The organism is Leptospira kobayashii (assembly GCF_003114835.2).
Taxonomy (GTDB): domain Bacteria; phylum Spirochaetota; class Leptospiria; order Leptospirales; family Leptospiraceae; genus Leptospira_A; species Leptospira_A kobayashii.
This window is the reverse complement of the sequence record NZ_AP025028.1, coordinates 3,146,291-3,159,726: the sequence shown is the minus strand read 5'-3', so window position 1 is coordinate 3,159,726 and position 13,436 is coordinate 3,146,291. Positions and strand designations below refer to the sequence as shown.

Here is a 13,436-nt window from a genome sequence, read left to right as displayed (position 1 = left end):
CGAATCGAATGACCGGATGAAAAAGTTTCGAAGATTTTATACAGCAGGCAAATATGATCGAGATTTCTAAGGATTATGAATTGAAGTCTTTTGGACGTTTTTCAGAGGATCTTTCGATCCCGGAACGTTTGAAAGACAGGTTGCTCGAGCTGACCGGTTCTTTCAAAAAAGTGGGAAATCTTTATCTTTCTCATTTGGGGGATGACGGGAAAGTCACCGGTTTGGAAAAAAAGGAACTGGTCGAAGGACTGGAAGAGGTTTTGATCTTCGTAGTGATGCTTCGTCGGATTGATTTTGCACCTTCCCAGGATAGAGTTTCAATCGAAAAGTCGGAAGGAAAATTCAAACTGGAACTTAAGTTTGTGGAAAAATCCTTATGGCAGTTTACAGGTGTTATGTTGTCTGATTATCAAATCAGAAATCGTAACTTTAAAGAATGGTTTAACGTGACTCTTTCGGATGAAATCAAAAAATTCCTGGCGATTTACGGAAGTGCTATTGCCGATAAAGAGATCACTCCTGATGAAAGATCGAGTATTACCGCTCAGTTGGACAAACTCTTTTTGGAGATTGTAGAGATGATCGTTTATATTGAAAGGTTTATGTTATTTCAATGACCGATTTACGAGCTAAAACAGCGATCGCCTTTTGTGATGAATTTTTAAAACATGATACCGGAATCGGTCATCCGGAAACAAAAGGTAGGTTGGAATCCATTTTAGCGAAATTGCAAAATCTTTCTTCAGATAAATTTGTCTGGCAAAAAGAAATAACCGGGGCAACACCGGAACAAATCGGTATGATTCATGATTTGAATTATATTCGTTCTTTTGAAGATGCTTCCGCCACACATTCGTTCGGTTATTTTGATGCGGATACTCCGTTTTCTTCCGTCTCCTATCGGGCAGCAACTCTTGCCGCGGGTGCAGGAATCCATTTGGCGGATCGTATACTTGCGAGTGAAATTCAAAACGGATTCGCTTTGGTTCGCCCTCCCGGTCATCACGCCGAGTCTACTCATGCCATGGGATTTTGTTTTTTCAATAATGTGGCAATCACTGCCAAATACCTTCAGTCGAAAGGAATCAAACGGATTTTGATTTTGGATTGGGATGTGCATCATGGAAATGGCACACAACATCAGTTTTACGAAGATGACTCCGTATATTTTATATCTTTTCATCAATACCCTTTTTATCCGGGAACCGGAGCGGGACAGGAAAGAGGATCGGGAAAAGGAAAAGGTTTTACCCTCAACTTTCCTCTTCCCAGAAGTTCGGAAGAGTATGATTATCTGAAACTTTGGCCGGGTTTACAAAAAGAGATGGAATCGTTTCAACCGGAATTCGTTTTGATTTCCGCTGGATTCGATGCTCATAAGAATGATCCTTTGGGTGGAATGCAATTGACTACTTCATCGTTTGAGACATTTACTTTTAAGATTTTGGAAGAAGCCAAATTGTATGCAAAAGGAAGAGTTCTCTCCTTTTTGGAAGGAGGATATGATTTTACCGCTTTGGCAGAGTCGGTGAATGTACATTTGCAGGCTTTGGCAGGGTAATTGCGTATTTCATTTTCTATAAACGGATATGTCTTATAGAAAAATTTTATTTTCCTTTCTTATTCTAATCAAAGTTAGCTTTCCTTGCTTTCTTATTTCCAAAGATCAAACTGTTAAAGAGAAACCGATTCATTACGATGATTTTTCTCCTTCGGATGCGAAAGAAAAAGATTATCTTTCCGTTTTATTGATTCAAATTGAAAACCGGAATATTTATGAAGAAAAACATTGGAAGAACTTACTTCGATATAAAAAAAATATCTTCGGCTCGTTTGTCAGTGAAGTGGATTCGGAATATTATTTTCTTTCAAAGAAGGGAAAAGAAGATCCCAAGAAAGAACTCTTCGCCACTCTCCGGAGTTTTTTTGCGGACGAAAGTTCCGATTCCGAAGAGATTTTACACCCGCAATGTTCTTTTCCGGAGAGATACGATTGGTTGAAGAAACAATTGGATTTTGATCCGAGAATTCTGAAAGAAAGGAAATGTTTGCGTTTTGAAACCTGGAAACAATCACTCGGGGGACAAGGCCTACGGATTGTATTTTCTTCTTATTATATGCAATCACCTGCCTCCATGTTCGGTCATACTTTGATCAAAGTGGATTCCCGCCTCAACGAAAGTTCCGAGCTATTGGACTATGGAGTGGGGTTTGCCGCAAATACCGGAGATGCGAATGTCATTTATTACATGTTTGGCGGTCTAACGGGGAAGTTCCCGGGAACGTTTTCCATCTTTCCCTATTATCTAAAGGTAAACGAGTATAACGATTTGGAAAACCGTGATCTATGGGAATACAAATTAAACCTGAATGAAGAAGAACGTGCTCGATTTCTCCGTCATCTTTGGGAAATGAGAAGAAGTCATTTCGATTACTTCTTTCTCTCCGAGAATTGTTCCTATCATCTTTTGGGAATATTGGATGTTTCGGGAACAAACCTGTATTTGTCTTCAAAGGCGGGAAATTTGGTATCGCCTGCGGATACGATCAAATTGTATCTGAACGAAAAGGATTTGGTAATAGAGTCTTTTTACAGACCGTCCATGTATTCAAAGATTAAACAAAAGTTAGTTGCAATGACCGATACTGAGAAAGAATGCTTTTGGAATTTATTATCCGGTAAGATAAGCTATCGGGATTTGGAAGGAAAGGAAATTCGAAAATCATTGGTGATTGATGCGATTCTGGAAGCGTATCGCTACAAACAAACCAGATCTAAAAAAGAAGAGGAAGATCCTCTCTATGAACCGACCCTTCATTACAGAAGTAAATTGACGGATACATATTCGATTAACGAATCCATTTTCGTTTCCACTCCTCCCGAATTTTCACATTCTTTAAGTCGGGTGGGTGTATCCTTGGGAACTTCAAATTTGGGAACGTTCTCACAGTTCCAATACAGAGTTGCCTATCATGATTTAATGAATGCAAGCAGAGGGCATTCTCCCAATTCGGAATTACAATTTTTTAACGGAACCATTCGGAAATACGAATCCAAACCTTTGGAACTCACTTCGATGAGTTTACTTCGCGTTGTTTCCCTTTCTCCTTATAATCCTTTATCAAAACATTTATCGTATCTTTTCGATGTCGGTTGGGATACTGTTTTGTACAAAGAAAAAGATCCGATCCGGGAAAATGATACCGTTCGCAAGCAAGCAGGGAATTTGGAAGGGCTTGTCGGTTATTCTTTTCAGAATGAATTTAAGAATTTCAATCCATCTTCCACATTTTCCGTATTGGTGGGAGGGAAGGCGCAAGGGGCTGCTATTTTTCAAAATGGACTCAGATACGGTCCGGAGCTTATGTTGAATTATTTATGGGAGATGGGAGATTGGAAGCTGCAATTGGCGGGTAGTTATTATTATTTTCAAGCGAGTCGTGAAGCAGCCAATTTTGCAAATACGGCAAAGATACGTTATTCGATCACAAAGAACCATGAATTGCGAATTGAAGTCAATTCGCAGAGGTCATATGATGAATTTCTTTTTTCTTATCAGTATTTGTTCTGAAATATTAAGTGTCGGAGGCATTTCATTATTTCATATCGGTTTCTTTATTTAGATTCCGAAAAAATTTCATCCAACCATAAGAATAATTTTTTTGAATTTAAAATGGTGAAATGATTCGCCTTTTCTATTTCCAGTGTTCTGAGTGACGGATTCAATTTCTTGGAGTACACTTTGTCCGAAAGATAACGAAGACTTTGTTTTTCCACGATTCCGTCCCCTAAAAAATTTTGAATCGGATTTTCGATCGTATCGACAAGTGAGTAGGCTTCATAGGCATCGACTTCATCCAACTCACCGAAATATGTTTCCTGAAAGTATTGCGAAATGGGAGCCCAAAAGGATTTTTGTTCTCTACGGATTAAGCCAAAGGAAAGGTCTTTGATGGCATCACTGCGCAAATTCCCGATCATTCCTATGATTTTCAAGGCGGCGTTCGGGCTTTTTTCCAAAATCAGGCCCAACCAGAATCCCAGTTTTTCTAAATACGAACCTCTGTTTGGTGATGATATGGATATTACTTTTTGAAAATTTTCGATCCAAGGTTTGTTTTCTTCTTTAGCATGATATAAACAACTTCTCAATACCAAACTGCCCAGACTGTAAGCTACTATATGAGGTCTCGCTTCCGGGCACTCTGTGAAAAATGTATCCAGCAAATTCATTAATTTTTTTCCATTCTCATGAATGGGCATTCCATGATTATAACGAATGTAAAGCGGGTGGATGTTTTTTTTGGATAGTTCCGTGGAGATTCCCAAAGAGCGGACTTTTCTTTTTTTATAAGGAATCCATTTTTCCAACCAGACTGTCTCATCCGTAAATAGTCCCGGTAGAAACAGAACGGATTCTTTTTGTCCCGATTCCCTGAAGGATTGCGCTGCTTCCGACACGGAAATATCTTTTCCTATATCTCTGAAACTCATCTCTATTTTGGTGAGTATGATCTTTTGGTCGTGAGAACTTCCTATAATACTTGAGATCACCCGGTTGTCGAAAACCATTTGGTTCCCTTGTCTTCCTGCCGCATCCACGGCGAACGAAGCTTTCTCGAAAGCGACATTTGTGGAGTGAATCGCCTTTTCCATCGTTTCCGTAGTGTGGTCTCCTGTTTCCTTAAGAACGACACCTGCTTTTTTGAGTGCTTCCCTCCAGTCTTCTTTGTAAAGAAATGCATTGGAAAGCAAATCCAAACCGGCGCCTGTATTTTGCAAAGTTCCCTTCACTAATACTTTGATGCCTTTGAGTAAAGACTCTGTGGAATTATGGGTAAACTGGACTGTTTTGCCTGCGATGGAATGTACGATGGTTTGGATCACAAATAGAGTTTAACTGATTTTGATCTTAAATCACTGAAAAATTAGGCGGCTTCGGATTTTTTTAACCAAAACAAAAAAGGCTGATTTGTTGAAATTCAGTTGAACTCTAACAGGAAATAGGTGCCGGATACGCTATGATTTGTTCCGTCTCCGTTGTTATAACGGGTGATTTTTAAATTTGTATTTCCCGATGCTCCGCATCCCGAGTTTCTGAATTCATACGTAAGGGAAGATGAATCCAGTGCGGTGTCTTCCGCAACGGAACCGGTTCGATTGGAAGTGATCATCATGGATTTTAAATAATTTGTCACACCTCCGCCCGGGATCACATCACAAATATTGGTTTCGGAAGAGCTAAGAGTAAAGTCTTTCGGTTTCACAACCAAACCGGAAGGAACGGACACTGCAAAATACTGTATGGCAATCGTCCCTTGGGTGAATCCCCGTTGGAAGGAAAGTTGCGATGTGGATGAGAAAGACCCGGAGGTAAAGTAATTTTGTTCCTGACCTGTTCCTCCGTTCGGAGTATAAGAATGATTGAAGATCAAAAATGTTTTGGAAAGATCCACCGCCGAACCTAGATTTGCCGTTGTGCTTGAAGCCGTGTCCGCTATCGTAGCTGTTCCCGATTGAACTGTCGCCGAATGCCATTGCACAACTTGCCACTCTACCGTTGTAGCTGTACACCCGTTACATGAAAAATTCAGATTGTTTGCGTCGGCAAAAGATACCTGAACTTGTTTCCGATTGTCATTGGCCGAGCCTGTAGAAGTCGTTCTTACATAAGATATGATAAATGCTTTGCTGGTATTGACTGTTTGGGATAAGGCTGTCGTCGCCGTTCCTGATGTTAAAACGGTAGCACCCCTTTGAACCGAAATTCCGGAACTGAAATCCATTACATAATAATTGGTAGTTACGTTCGTGCCCGATGCCCCTTTCTTCACTTCGACCTGGGTTCCCGAAGAATTAAGCTGGCAAGTGGTCGCATTGACTATATCAGATCCTGCGGTTTGAAAATTGCAAATTACAAAGGAGGTAGCAGGATCAACTGTCGTTCCCAAAGAATAAGTGGTAGAATTGGAAGTCGTTGCCTGGGTTCCATTTTGAATATTTCCGTTGAGGGCAACCGGGACATTGTCCGTATCAATCGAATAACCGGCGCTTGCTGTCAGTCCGCTAAAGGAAATATCTCCGTTCGGAGAAGCGGGAACTGTCGTGGCAATATTGATTGTGCCGCTTGCCACATTGACATTGGATACCGCTTTAACTTGAATGGTTTGTGCAGTAGTGCTTCCACTTAATAAAGTGATTGAAAAACTACCATCCGAGTCATAACTCACATCTCCGGACTTTTTAATATTTATCTGGTTTTGCGTATAAGTGAAGCTGACTGTAATATCGGAAGTAGGCGCTACACTCGGTGCAACCGTAAAAGAATGAACTTCTCCCGCCTTCATACTTAAAGAGACCGGACTCGGGGAAAGAACAAGGCTTCTTGTATTGGAAGTGACCGAAGCGGAAACGGTTTTGGACTTGGAATTATAATCCGCATCGGAACTGAATGCAATAAAACCGATGTTAACCGATTCAGTTGTGTTTAAAAGGGATCTTAGGTTTACCGTTTGTAAAGTAGAATAGTTGGCGGGAGTGAAACTCAATCCCGGATGGGAAGAAGTCACTCCGTCTACTGCAAGTTTGGCTCCGGGGAAACTCACGGTTAAGCTTACATTATTTGTTGGTAATACATTCAGTCGAACTCCGAAGGAACCTGTTCCTCCACCGTCTATGGAAACAGTATTCACACTTGTGACAATGGCTGCGGTGGCAACTTGAATGGTTACTGAAAGTGATTTGGACAAACTATTGTACGGGGTATCCGTGCTTTGCGTAGCTAATGAAATGCTGGATGTATCGTTTGCGTTATTTAAAGCATCCAAGCTGAAATTTTGAAGAGTATCGAAATTGTTTTCCGTAAAAGTCAAACTGACGGGAGAAGCGCTTGCACCATTTACTTTTAGTTTGGTGGTATCGAAGGATAATGAAATAGTTACATCATGAGTCGGTTTCGCGGAAAGTTTGACTGCCAAAGTAGTAAGTGTGGCGTAAGTCACTGTCAAACCGGAAGAGCTGATTTGAATTCCTGTTTGGCGGTCCACGGCAACCGGTATTTCGGTGGAGTTGTTTGCGGAGGAAGATCCGCCGGAACTAAGGAGTAAACTTAAAAAGCCGACCTGTTCTTGGGTAATTACCTTCGCACAAGATATGTATATTGGAAAGGCAATGATCAGGAAGTATCGAATGGATCGGTTTAGGTTCATTGGATTCTCGTAGAGAAAATCTCTACATTTAAGCTAGCTCTTGAGCCCAAAATAGCAATCTTAATCCTTTTCTTTGCCAAGGAAAAAGATTAGGGAAAAACCGAATTATGTCTTAAAACTTGGTCTCCGTTCCTATAAATCGGGAAGATTTCGTTTCTACGATTTTGCGGATGATTTCTTTGCCGGATTCTTCGTCTTTTGTGGCAACCAGACTTCGGATGGAAAATACTCTCAAAGCATCCGTTACGGAAAGAGTTCCGTCGGCAGAATCCTTTCTTCCCGTAAATGGAAAACTATCAGGTCCCCTTTGGCATTGTGCGTTGATATTGACTCTTGCCACTTGGTTTACCAGTCTGTCAACTAACAGGCCGATGGTTTTCGCATCCTTCCCGAATATGCTTGCTTGTTGTCCCATATTGGAATCCCTCACATATTCCAAAGTCTCTTCTATATTTTCATAGGGGACAATCGGAACGATGGGACCGAATTGTTCTTCATGATAAACTCTGCTTTGTTTGGAAACAGGATATAATACCGCTGGGTTCATGAAGGACTCGGTGACCATTCCGCCTTTCGAGTTGTGAATTTTTGCTCCGTGAGTTACCGCATCTTCAATGAGTTCGGTAAGCCATTTCGTTTTTCCTTCTTCGGGAAGGGGAGTGAGCATAATATCTTTTTCCCAGGGCATTCCTCTTTTCCAGGTTTTCAATAAGGTAAGGTATTTTTCCAAAAACGGTTCCGCTAGTTTTTCCGGAACAAAAATGATTTTGAGTGCGGTACATCTTTGTCCGTTGTAGGCAAGCGAGCCCGCTAAAACTTCCGGAACTACAGCATCCAAATCGCAGTCCTCAAGTAGGATGGCAGGATTTTTCGCATTCAATCCCAAAACAGATCTTAGGCGATTGAGTTTTGGGTGTTTTTTTGTGATGATATTTGCAGTCGTGCTGGAACCTATAAATGCGAATACATCCACTTTGCCCGATTCCATAATGGGAGAAACCACTTTGGCCCCGTCGCCATACAATGTATTGATGACTCCTTTCGGAAAGGCTTTCTGAAAACATTCCAGCAAAGGTTCGAGGAGGAGCACTCCGAATTTCGCAGGTTTGAATACCACTGTATTCCCCATCGCAAGTGCTGGTATCAAAGTACAGAATGTTTCATTTAACGGATAGTTAAACGGGCCCATGCAGAGTACAACTCCGTAAGGAGCTCGTTTGATTTGGGCCAGGATTCCTTTTTCCGTTATGAATTTGGAGGAATCCTTTTCCATAGTTTTGAGAGCTTCGATAGTATCGTTGATATATTCTATCGTGCGTTCGAATTCTTTGATGCTGTCTTTGTGTGTTTTTCCTATTTCCCACATAAGAAAAAGAATGATTTCTTCGCGTTTCGTCTGCATAAGCGAAATGAAATTTTCAATAGCAGCTATTCTTTGTTCTACGGTGGATTGAGGCCATTCCCCCGCCCCTTGGTTGTAGGCCTTTACCGCGGAGTCAAGAGCTTCCAAAGCTTCTGCTTCACCGAACGAAGGATAACTTCCAAGTACCACTTGTTCCAAACCTGTTTCCGTTTCCAAAAAAATCGGAGAGAGAACGGTTTCCGTTTTTCCCGCCCATGTCCTTAATTCACCGTCCATGAGATAATGTTTTTGGTGTTTTGGGGAAATTTGAAATTCTTTGGGGATCAGGTCCTTTTTGGGAAAAGAAAAACTCATACTTGAGAGGGTTTTGTTCCAGCTTAAAAATGCAAGGATTTCCAAGAGAGAATCCCGATACTAAAAACGTGGAAAGTTTGCAAGAGGACTCTGTGCAATGGATTGAACTTTCGGAAAGGTTATTACGTAAAGTTCAGGAATTGGAATGCCTTATGGAAGAAGTCCGTTCGGATATGGAAGCCTATCGTGCGGCAAGAGAAGAGTGGCATATTTGGCATCAGGAATGGAAGAAGGTCCGGGAAGTAGGGTAGGCAAAAAGGCGAACTTATTTATAAAAAAACGAACAGAATTGCGATCCGAAAAGACAGAAACAGCGGTCTGTGGTAGTTAGGACGCATTGGGTGGCGGGTCTGGTACCCCACCCATCAATCAGGGCGGGGAGAGGATACTAAAAATTCACAACTCCCCAAACCCCACTCCCAAAAAATCAAAACGCCATCCCAAACAAAATTTTCAAATACACACCGCTTGTGCTCGTGTCTCGGCTTGCTCGCGAACCTGACTCGAATAGGGAATTTACCAGAAACGGCGTCGCCACATTCGGAGTGTAACTGGATGGAAAATAAATATTCGGCTCTATGGATCTTTTCGTATTCTCGGAGAACGACCGATAGGCGCCCATTTCAAATCCGGTCAGAAAATGTTCAAAAAATATAAATTTCAAACCTAGTCCAAAATCCAATACCAAAGGTGTTTTGTTTACATAATGGCTTGAGTAGGATTCGTATTCTCTTGTCAATTGGTTGTAAAGAGTGTTAGTCGATGAAAATTTAAAATCAGGCATGGTTGCCATTCCGAAATTCAAATAAAGAGGGGAACTTAAGATATAATAATTGAGAAATAATTTGAAAAAACCTCCTTCTTTCCTTGAACTGTAACTTTGTATGTTTTCATTGTTATAAGTGGCTGAACCGTACGCTGTTCTTTGGTAACTAAAATAATTGAAAGAAGCTCCCACCGTAAAACTCTCATTCAAATTATAAGCCACTGAAATATTGGGAACATGAATCTCCCGGCCTACTTTTCCGAAATAATCATTCGGAGCAAAATAAAAATCCATATAAACGGAGGTTCTTTTTTCCAACCGCCTTTGTTTTTGCGCTTCAAAAATACTGTTTTCATCCGCCTCGACCGAGCCGCCCAAACACAAAAGCAAAACCGGATAAAAAACCAGATGAAATAACAAATTCCGCATTTCTTTGTTATATGATATATTTCTATTTAACTGCTTCATCCATTCTCCGTTTCTCTTCGTCCCACCAAGAGCATCCGCACCACAGGCTCCACCTGGCAAACTCCGAACATTCTAAAACAATTCCACAGAAAGACAAGAAAGGTTTACAGACAAAACGGTTTTATCAGAGAAGAGGGTAGTCGGGCGAGTCCCCTTCGGGGCCCGAGCTTCTCCGGGCTCCGCTAACGCTGCGGTCGCTTCCGCGACCAAGCCCTCCGCATCTCTCTCGCGGAATTGTGATCGACTAACGGACTACCAACGGAAAAGAGCGGGTTTGTTGTTATCAGCTCCGTTGGAAGTAACCACTAATAGCTTCCCGGAGATTGGGTCGATTCTGATAGATGTTCCTACTCCGGAGTCAGTTCCTTGTCCTAAGGAAATATCAATGACTGTGCAATTGGATCCATCTAGATCACATCGGAAAAGACTTGGTTTGCCGTTATTTGTCTGGTTGGTCGTTGCTACAAGCAACTTGTTTAAAGCCAGATCAATAGTCGCAGAAGGCTTGATTCCGGACATAGCACTTTGCCCAGAAGAAATATCAGAATGTGTGCAATTGGATCCATCCAAGTTGCATCGGAAAAGGCTAGGTCTGCTTCCATTTGATCCATTAGATGCCACAACAAGCAATTTATTCGAAATCGGGTCGATTAAACTGAAGGGGTTAGATCCGGAATTGGTTCCTTGCCCGGCAGAAATATCCGTATGTGTGCAATTAGACCCGTTTAAATCACACCGAAATAAACTAGGTTTGCTGTCATTGAATCCATTCTGAGTCACTACTAGAAGTTTATTTGCAATCCGGTCAATCTTTGCAGAAGGAAAAGCACCCGAAGTACTTCCTTGCCCTACTGAAATATCTATAAATGCACAGTTTGAACCATCTAAATTACAACGAAATAAACATGGTTTACCATCGTTCATATTATTCATCATAACCAGAAGGAGTTTGCTGGAAGCAAAGTCGATTGCTGCAGAGGCACTACCTAACGAATTATTTGCTTGTCCTGCTGAAATATCTGTGTGTGTGCAATTAGAACCATCCAAATCGCATCGAAATAAGCTTAGCCCAAAATTGGTTGTATTATTCACCGTTGTGACTAGCAGCTTATTTGAAATTGGATCGATAAGTACAAAGGGAGAATACCCAGAATTGGCCCCTTGCCCCGCGGAAATATCAGTATGAGTACAATTAGAACCATCCAAATCGCATCGAAATAGACTAGGTCGATAACCATTTGCCCCATTTGCGGTCGCTACAAGTAATTTGTTGGAAATCGCATCAATGACTACGGACGGAGGACCTGATCCCGAAAATGCCCCCTGTCCCGCCGAAATATCCACATAATTCCCCGAACCAGCTGTCCCCGGCGGAGTAGAAATCGTAAAGACCCGTTGTTCCTGGGAAAGTGAACTGATACCACCTACACCATTCCTTGCTTCGACTTTCACATAATACATTGTATCACTGCTTAAGCCTGTGACCTTATGATAAAGACCACTAATCCCTGTTACACTGATGGAAGATGTGGTTACAGGACTTGTTGTGCTATAATAAACTCTGTATTCTGCGGCATTGGCGACAGGGGCCCATTGCACAAAAACTTCTGTTCCGACACCTAAAACAGAAACCTGCGACGGTGTAGCAACAGTCGTATCAATCATATAATTTTCACTGGAAACAGTGGAAGTATTTCCTGCCAAGTCGCGGGCAATGAACTTTACATAGGTGGTTGCAAGATCTGTTGTAGCAATTGCACTCGAATATAAAGTTCCCGAAGTGATAGCTCCCGTTGTTCCTGTAATCGCCGGACTAGTAGGAGCGGAACCAGTTTGCGAAGAGTATGCGATTTTATCACACCCGGCTCCTCCCGCATCATTACAAGTCAGTGAAATCGATGCCAAATACATATAACTACCGCTTGTCGGACTTGCAGTGATGGTGGGAGCAGTATCATCTCTTGTGATGGTAAGTGCGTAAGAACCTACAAGTCCGTTGCTTGTTCCTGTAACGCAAACTCGAATCGTAGTGTTTCCCAGACTCAAAGCGCTCGCATTGAAAGTGGTTGCGGTGTTGGAAACGGAAGCTGTTGCATTTCCGTTGGAAAGCTCAACTCCATCCGTACAATTTGTTCCACCGGATCGAACACTATAAGTTCCATTCATACTGCTTGACCAAGTCAGCTGCGAAGAATTGATCGCACCACCGTTGTTGCTCACATAAACGGAAGCGAGGCTTGCTGTCACAGCGGGAACATTATTGTCGATCACATAAGTCTCCGTATGAGCACTTGCAGATTCTTGGTTCCCCGCCAAATCCCTGCAAAGATAACGAACAGTATACGTTCCGTTTCCTTCCGCTCCGATCGTGAAAGTAGTGCTAGGTGGATTTTTTATCAGTCCGCTTATCGGACTAAAACCGGGAGCAGTTCCGTTGGTAGTATAAACTATGTTACTTGGGGCAATGTTGTCGGAACATAGGATCGTTAGATTTTGTGCGGAAGTGTAAGTTCCTCCGGCGGGTGTAATGACAGAAGTAGGGGGAGTTGTATCGTTTGCCAATTGCCCAAGAATAGGATTGTCCACAATTCCGTCCCCGTTGGAATCAAAACCTTGCCCGGGAACGACAGTTACCTGGTTCCCACCTCCGTTCGGCAGAGTTGTTAAACTGATCGAACCTCCGCTCCCAATCGTAATATAATAATCAATGACACCGTCTCCGTTGGCATCGACCCCGTTCGGAACCCCGTCTCCATCCGAATCGATTAAAATCAAACCGGGAGGTTTGTTGTTTGCCGAACCATTGTTCGAGTTGATTGCAATTGCATCCGCCACTCCGTCCCCGTCTATATCAACGACGGTTCCAGTCACATTGCCTTGTCCCCCGAAACTGACCGTTTGTCCCGGGTTAAGCGTCTTGGGGCCGCTGGAATTTGTGGTACCTCCGCCAAGCCCCAATACCATAGCCATGGAAGGGGCCCAATCCTCCGGGGCGAGAGGCCCGCAATGGTAGAGAAAAAATACCAGAAACAAACCGGAACTGTACCTAAACTTGCGCCCGGTTAGGCTCTTCCCTCTAAAAGGAGTTAGGTATAAAAATGGGTTTTGCATTGAATTTTAATTTCCGGTCCGCAAATTTTTCTACTATGTAACAATTATTACTGCTTTATTCCTTTTCGTGGTGAAAAAAGGAATAAAATATTCTTTTATTCGCATTTTATTTCTATTTTAAGAAACAAGGATTAGTTTCTCTGTTTTCTCAGAAACTTTATAAAA

General features: G+C 42.1%; 9 protein-coding genes. 4 read left to right on the top strand and 5 right to left on the bottom strand.

Annotated elements, in window-relative coordinates:
- Positions 1-53: 53 nt before the first annotated feature.
- Genes DI077_RS14090 through DI077_RS14080 form a run of 3 tightly spaced genes read left to right on the top strand, consistent with a single transcriptional unit; the run spans position 54 to position 3,572 of the window.
- Positions 54-617, top strand: a complete 564-nt coding sequence (locus DI077_RS14090; RefSeq protein ID WP_109020493.1) for a hypothetical protein — start codon at positions 54-56, stop codon at positions 615-617.
- Complete coding sequence (locus DI077_RS14085) at positions 614-1,561, top strand: histone deacetylase family protein (RefSeq protein ID WP_109020492.1); 948 nt, start codon at positions 614-616, stop codon at positions 1,559-1,561. The genes DI077_RS14090 and DI077_RS14085 overlap by 4 nt, the downstream gene beginning before the upstream one ends.
- 28 nt (positions 1,562-1,589) lie before the next feature.
- Positions 1,590-3,572, top strand: a complete 1,983-nt coding sequence (locus DI077_RS14080; protein ID WP_109020491.1) for an Lnb N-terminal periplasmic domain-containing protein — start codon at positions 1,590-1,592, stop codon at positions 3,570-3,572.
- 44 nt (positions 3,573-3,616) lie between these two features.
- Here DI077_RS14080 and DI077_RS14075 read toward each other — a convergent pair whose 3' ends face one another.
- From DI077_RS14075 to DI077_RS14065, 3 genes are all read right to left on the bottom strand, one after another.
- Positions 3,617-4,888 (bottom strand): esterase/lipase family protein, encoded by a 1,272-nt coding sequence (locus tag DI077_RS14075; RefSeq protein ID WP_109020490.1) that lies wholly within the window; start codon positions 4,886-4,888, stop codon positions 3,617-3,619.
- A 95-nt stretch (positions 4,889-4,983) separates the two neighbouring features.
- Positions 4,984-7,209, bottom strand: a complete 2,226-nt coding sequence (locus tag DI077_RS14070; protein ID WP_109020489.1) for an autotransporter outer membrane beta-barrel domain-containing protein — start codon at positions 7,207-7,209, stop codon at positions 4,984-4,986.
- Positions 7,210-7,321: 112 nt separating this feature from the next.
- Positions 7,322-8,926 (bottom strand): NADP-dependent glyceraldehyde-3-phosphate dehydrogenase, encoded by a 1,605-nt coding sequence (locus tag DI077_RS14065; protein ID WP_109020488.1) that lies wholly within the window; start codon positions 8,924-8,926, stop codon positions 7,322-7,324.
- 29 nt (positions 8,927-8,955) lie between these two features.
- Between DI077_RS14065 and DI077_RS14060 the strand changes: the two genes are divergently transcribed.
- Positions 8,956-9,177 (top strand): hypothetical protein, encoded by a 222-nt coding sequence (locus tag DI077_RS14060; RefSeq protein WP_242935211.1) that lies wholly within the window; start codon positions 8,956-8,958, stop codon positions 9,175-9,177.
- A 176-nt stretch (positions 9,178-9,353) separates the two neighbouring features.
- On the opposite strand, the gene DI077_RS14055 is transcribed toward DI077_RS14060, so the two are convergent.
- On the bottom strand, positions 9,354-10,160 hold the full coding sequence (locus tag DI077_RS14055; RefSeq protein ID WP_109020487.1) for a hypothetical protein: 807 nt from the start codon (positions 10,158-10,160) through the stop codon (positions 9,354-9,356).
- Between the two features lie 252 nt (positions 10,161-10,412).
- A complete protein-coding gene (locus tag DI077_RS14050) occupies positions 10,413-13,271 on the bottom strand; it encodes a chitobiase/beta-hexosaminidase C-terminal domain-containing protein (RefSeq protein WP_109020486.1) in 2,859 nt (952 codons plus the stop codon).
- Positions 13,272-13,436 lie beyond the last annotated feature (165 nt).

Excerpts from the sequence above, each read along its gene's own strand:
- DI077_RS14090 (WP_109020493.1), top strand. The coding sequence starts at position 54 with ATGATCGAGATTTCTAAGGATTATGAATTGAAGTCTTTTGGACGTTTT.
- DI077_RS14085 (WP_109020492.1), top strand. The coding sequence starts at position 614 with ATGACCGATTTACGAGCTAAAACAGCGATCGCCTTTTGTGATGAATTT.
- DI077_RS14080 (WP_109020491.1), top strand. The coding sequence starts at position 1,590 with ATGTCTTATAGAAAAATTTTATTTTCCTTTCTTATTCTAATCAAAGTT.
- DI077_RS14070 (WP_109020489.1), bottom strand. The coding sequence starts at position 7,209 with ATGAACCTAAACCGATCCATTCGATACTTCCTGATCATTGCCTTTCCA.
- DI077_RS14065 (WP_109020488.1), bottom strand. The coding sequence starts at position 8,926 with ATGAGTTTTTCTTTTCCCAAAAAGGACCTGATCCCCAAAGAATTTCAA.
- DI077_RS14060 (WP_242935211.1), top strand. The coding sequence starts at position 8,956 with ATGCAAGGATTTCCAAGAGAGAATCCCGATACTAAAAACGTGGAAAGT.
- DI077_RS14055 (WP_109020487.1), bottom strand. The coding sequence starts at position 10,160 with ATGAAGCAGTTAAATAGAAATATATCATATAACAAAGAAATGCGGAAT.
- DI077_RS14050 (WP_109020486.1), bottom strand. The coding sequence starts at position 13,271 with ATGCAAAACCCATTTTTATACCTAACTCCTTTTAGAGGGAAGAGCCTA.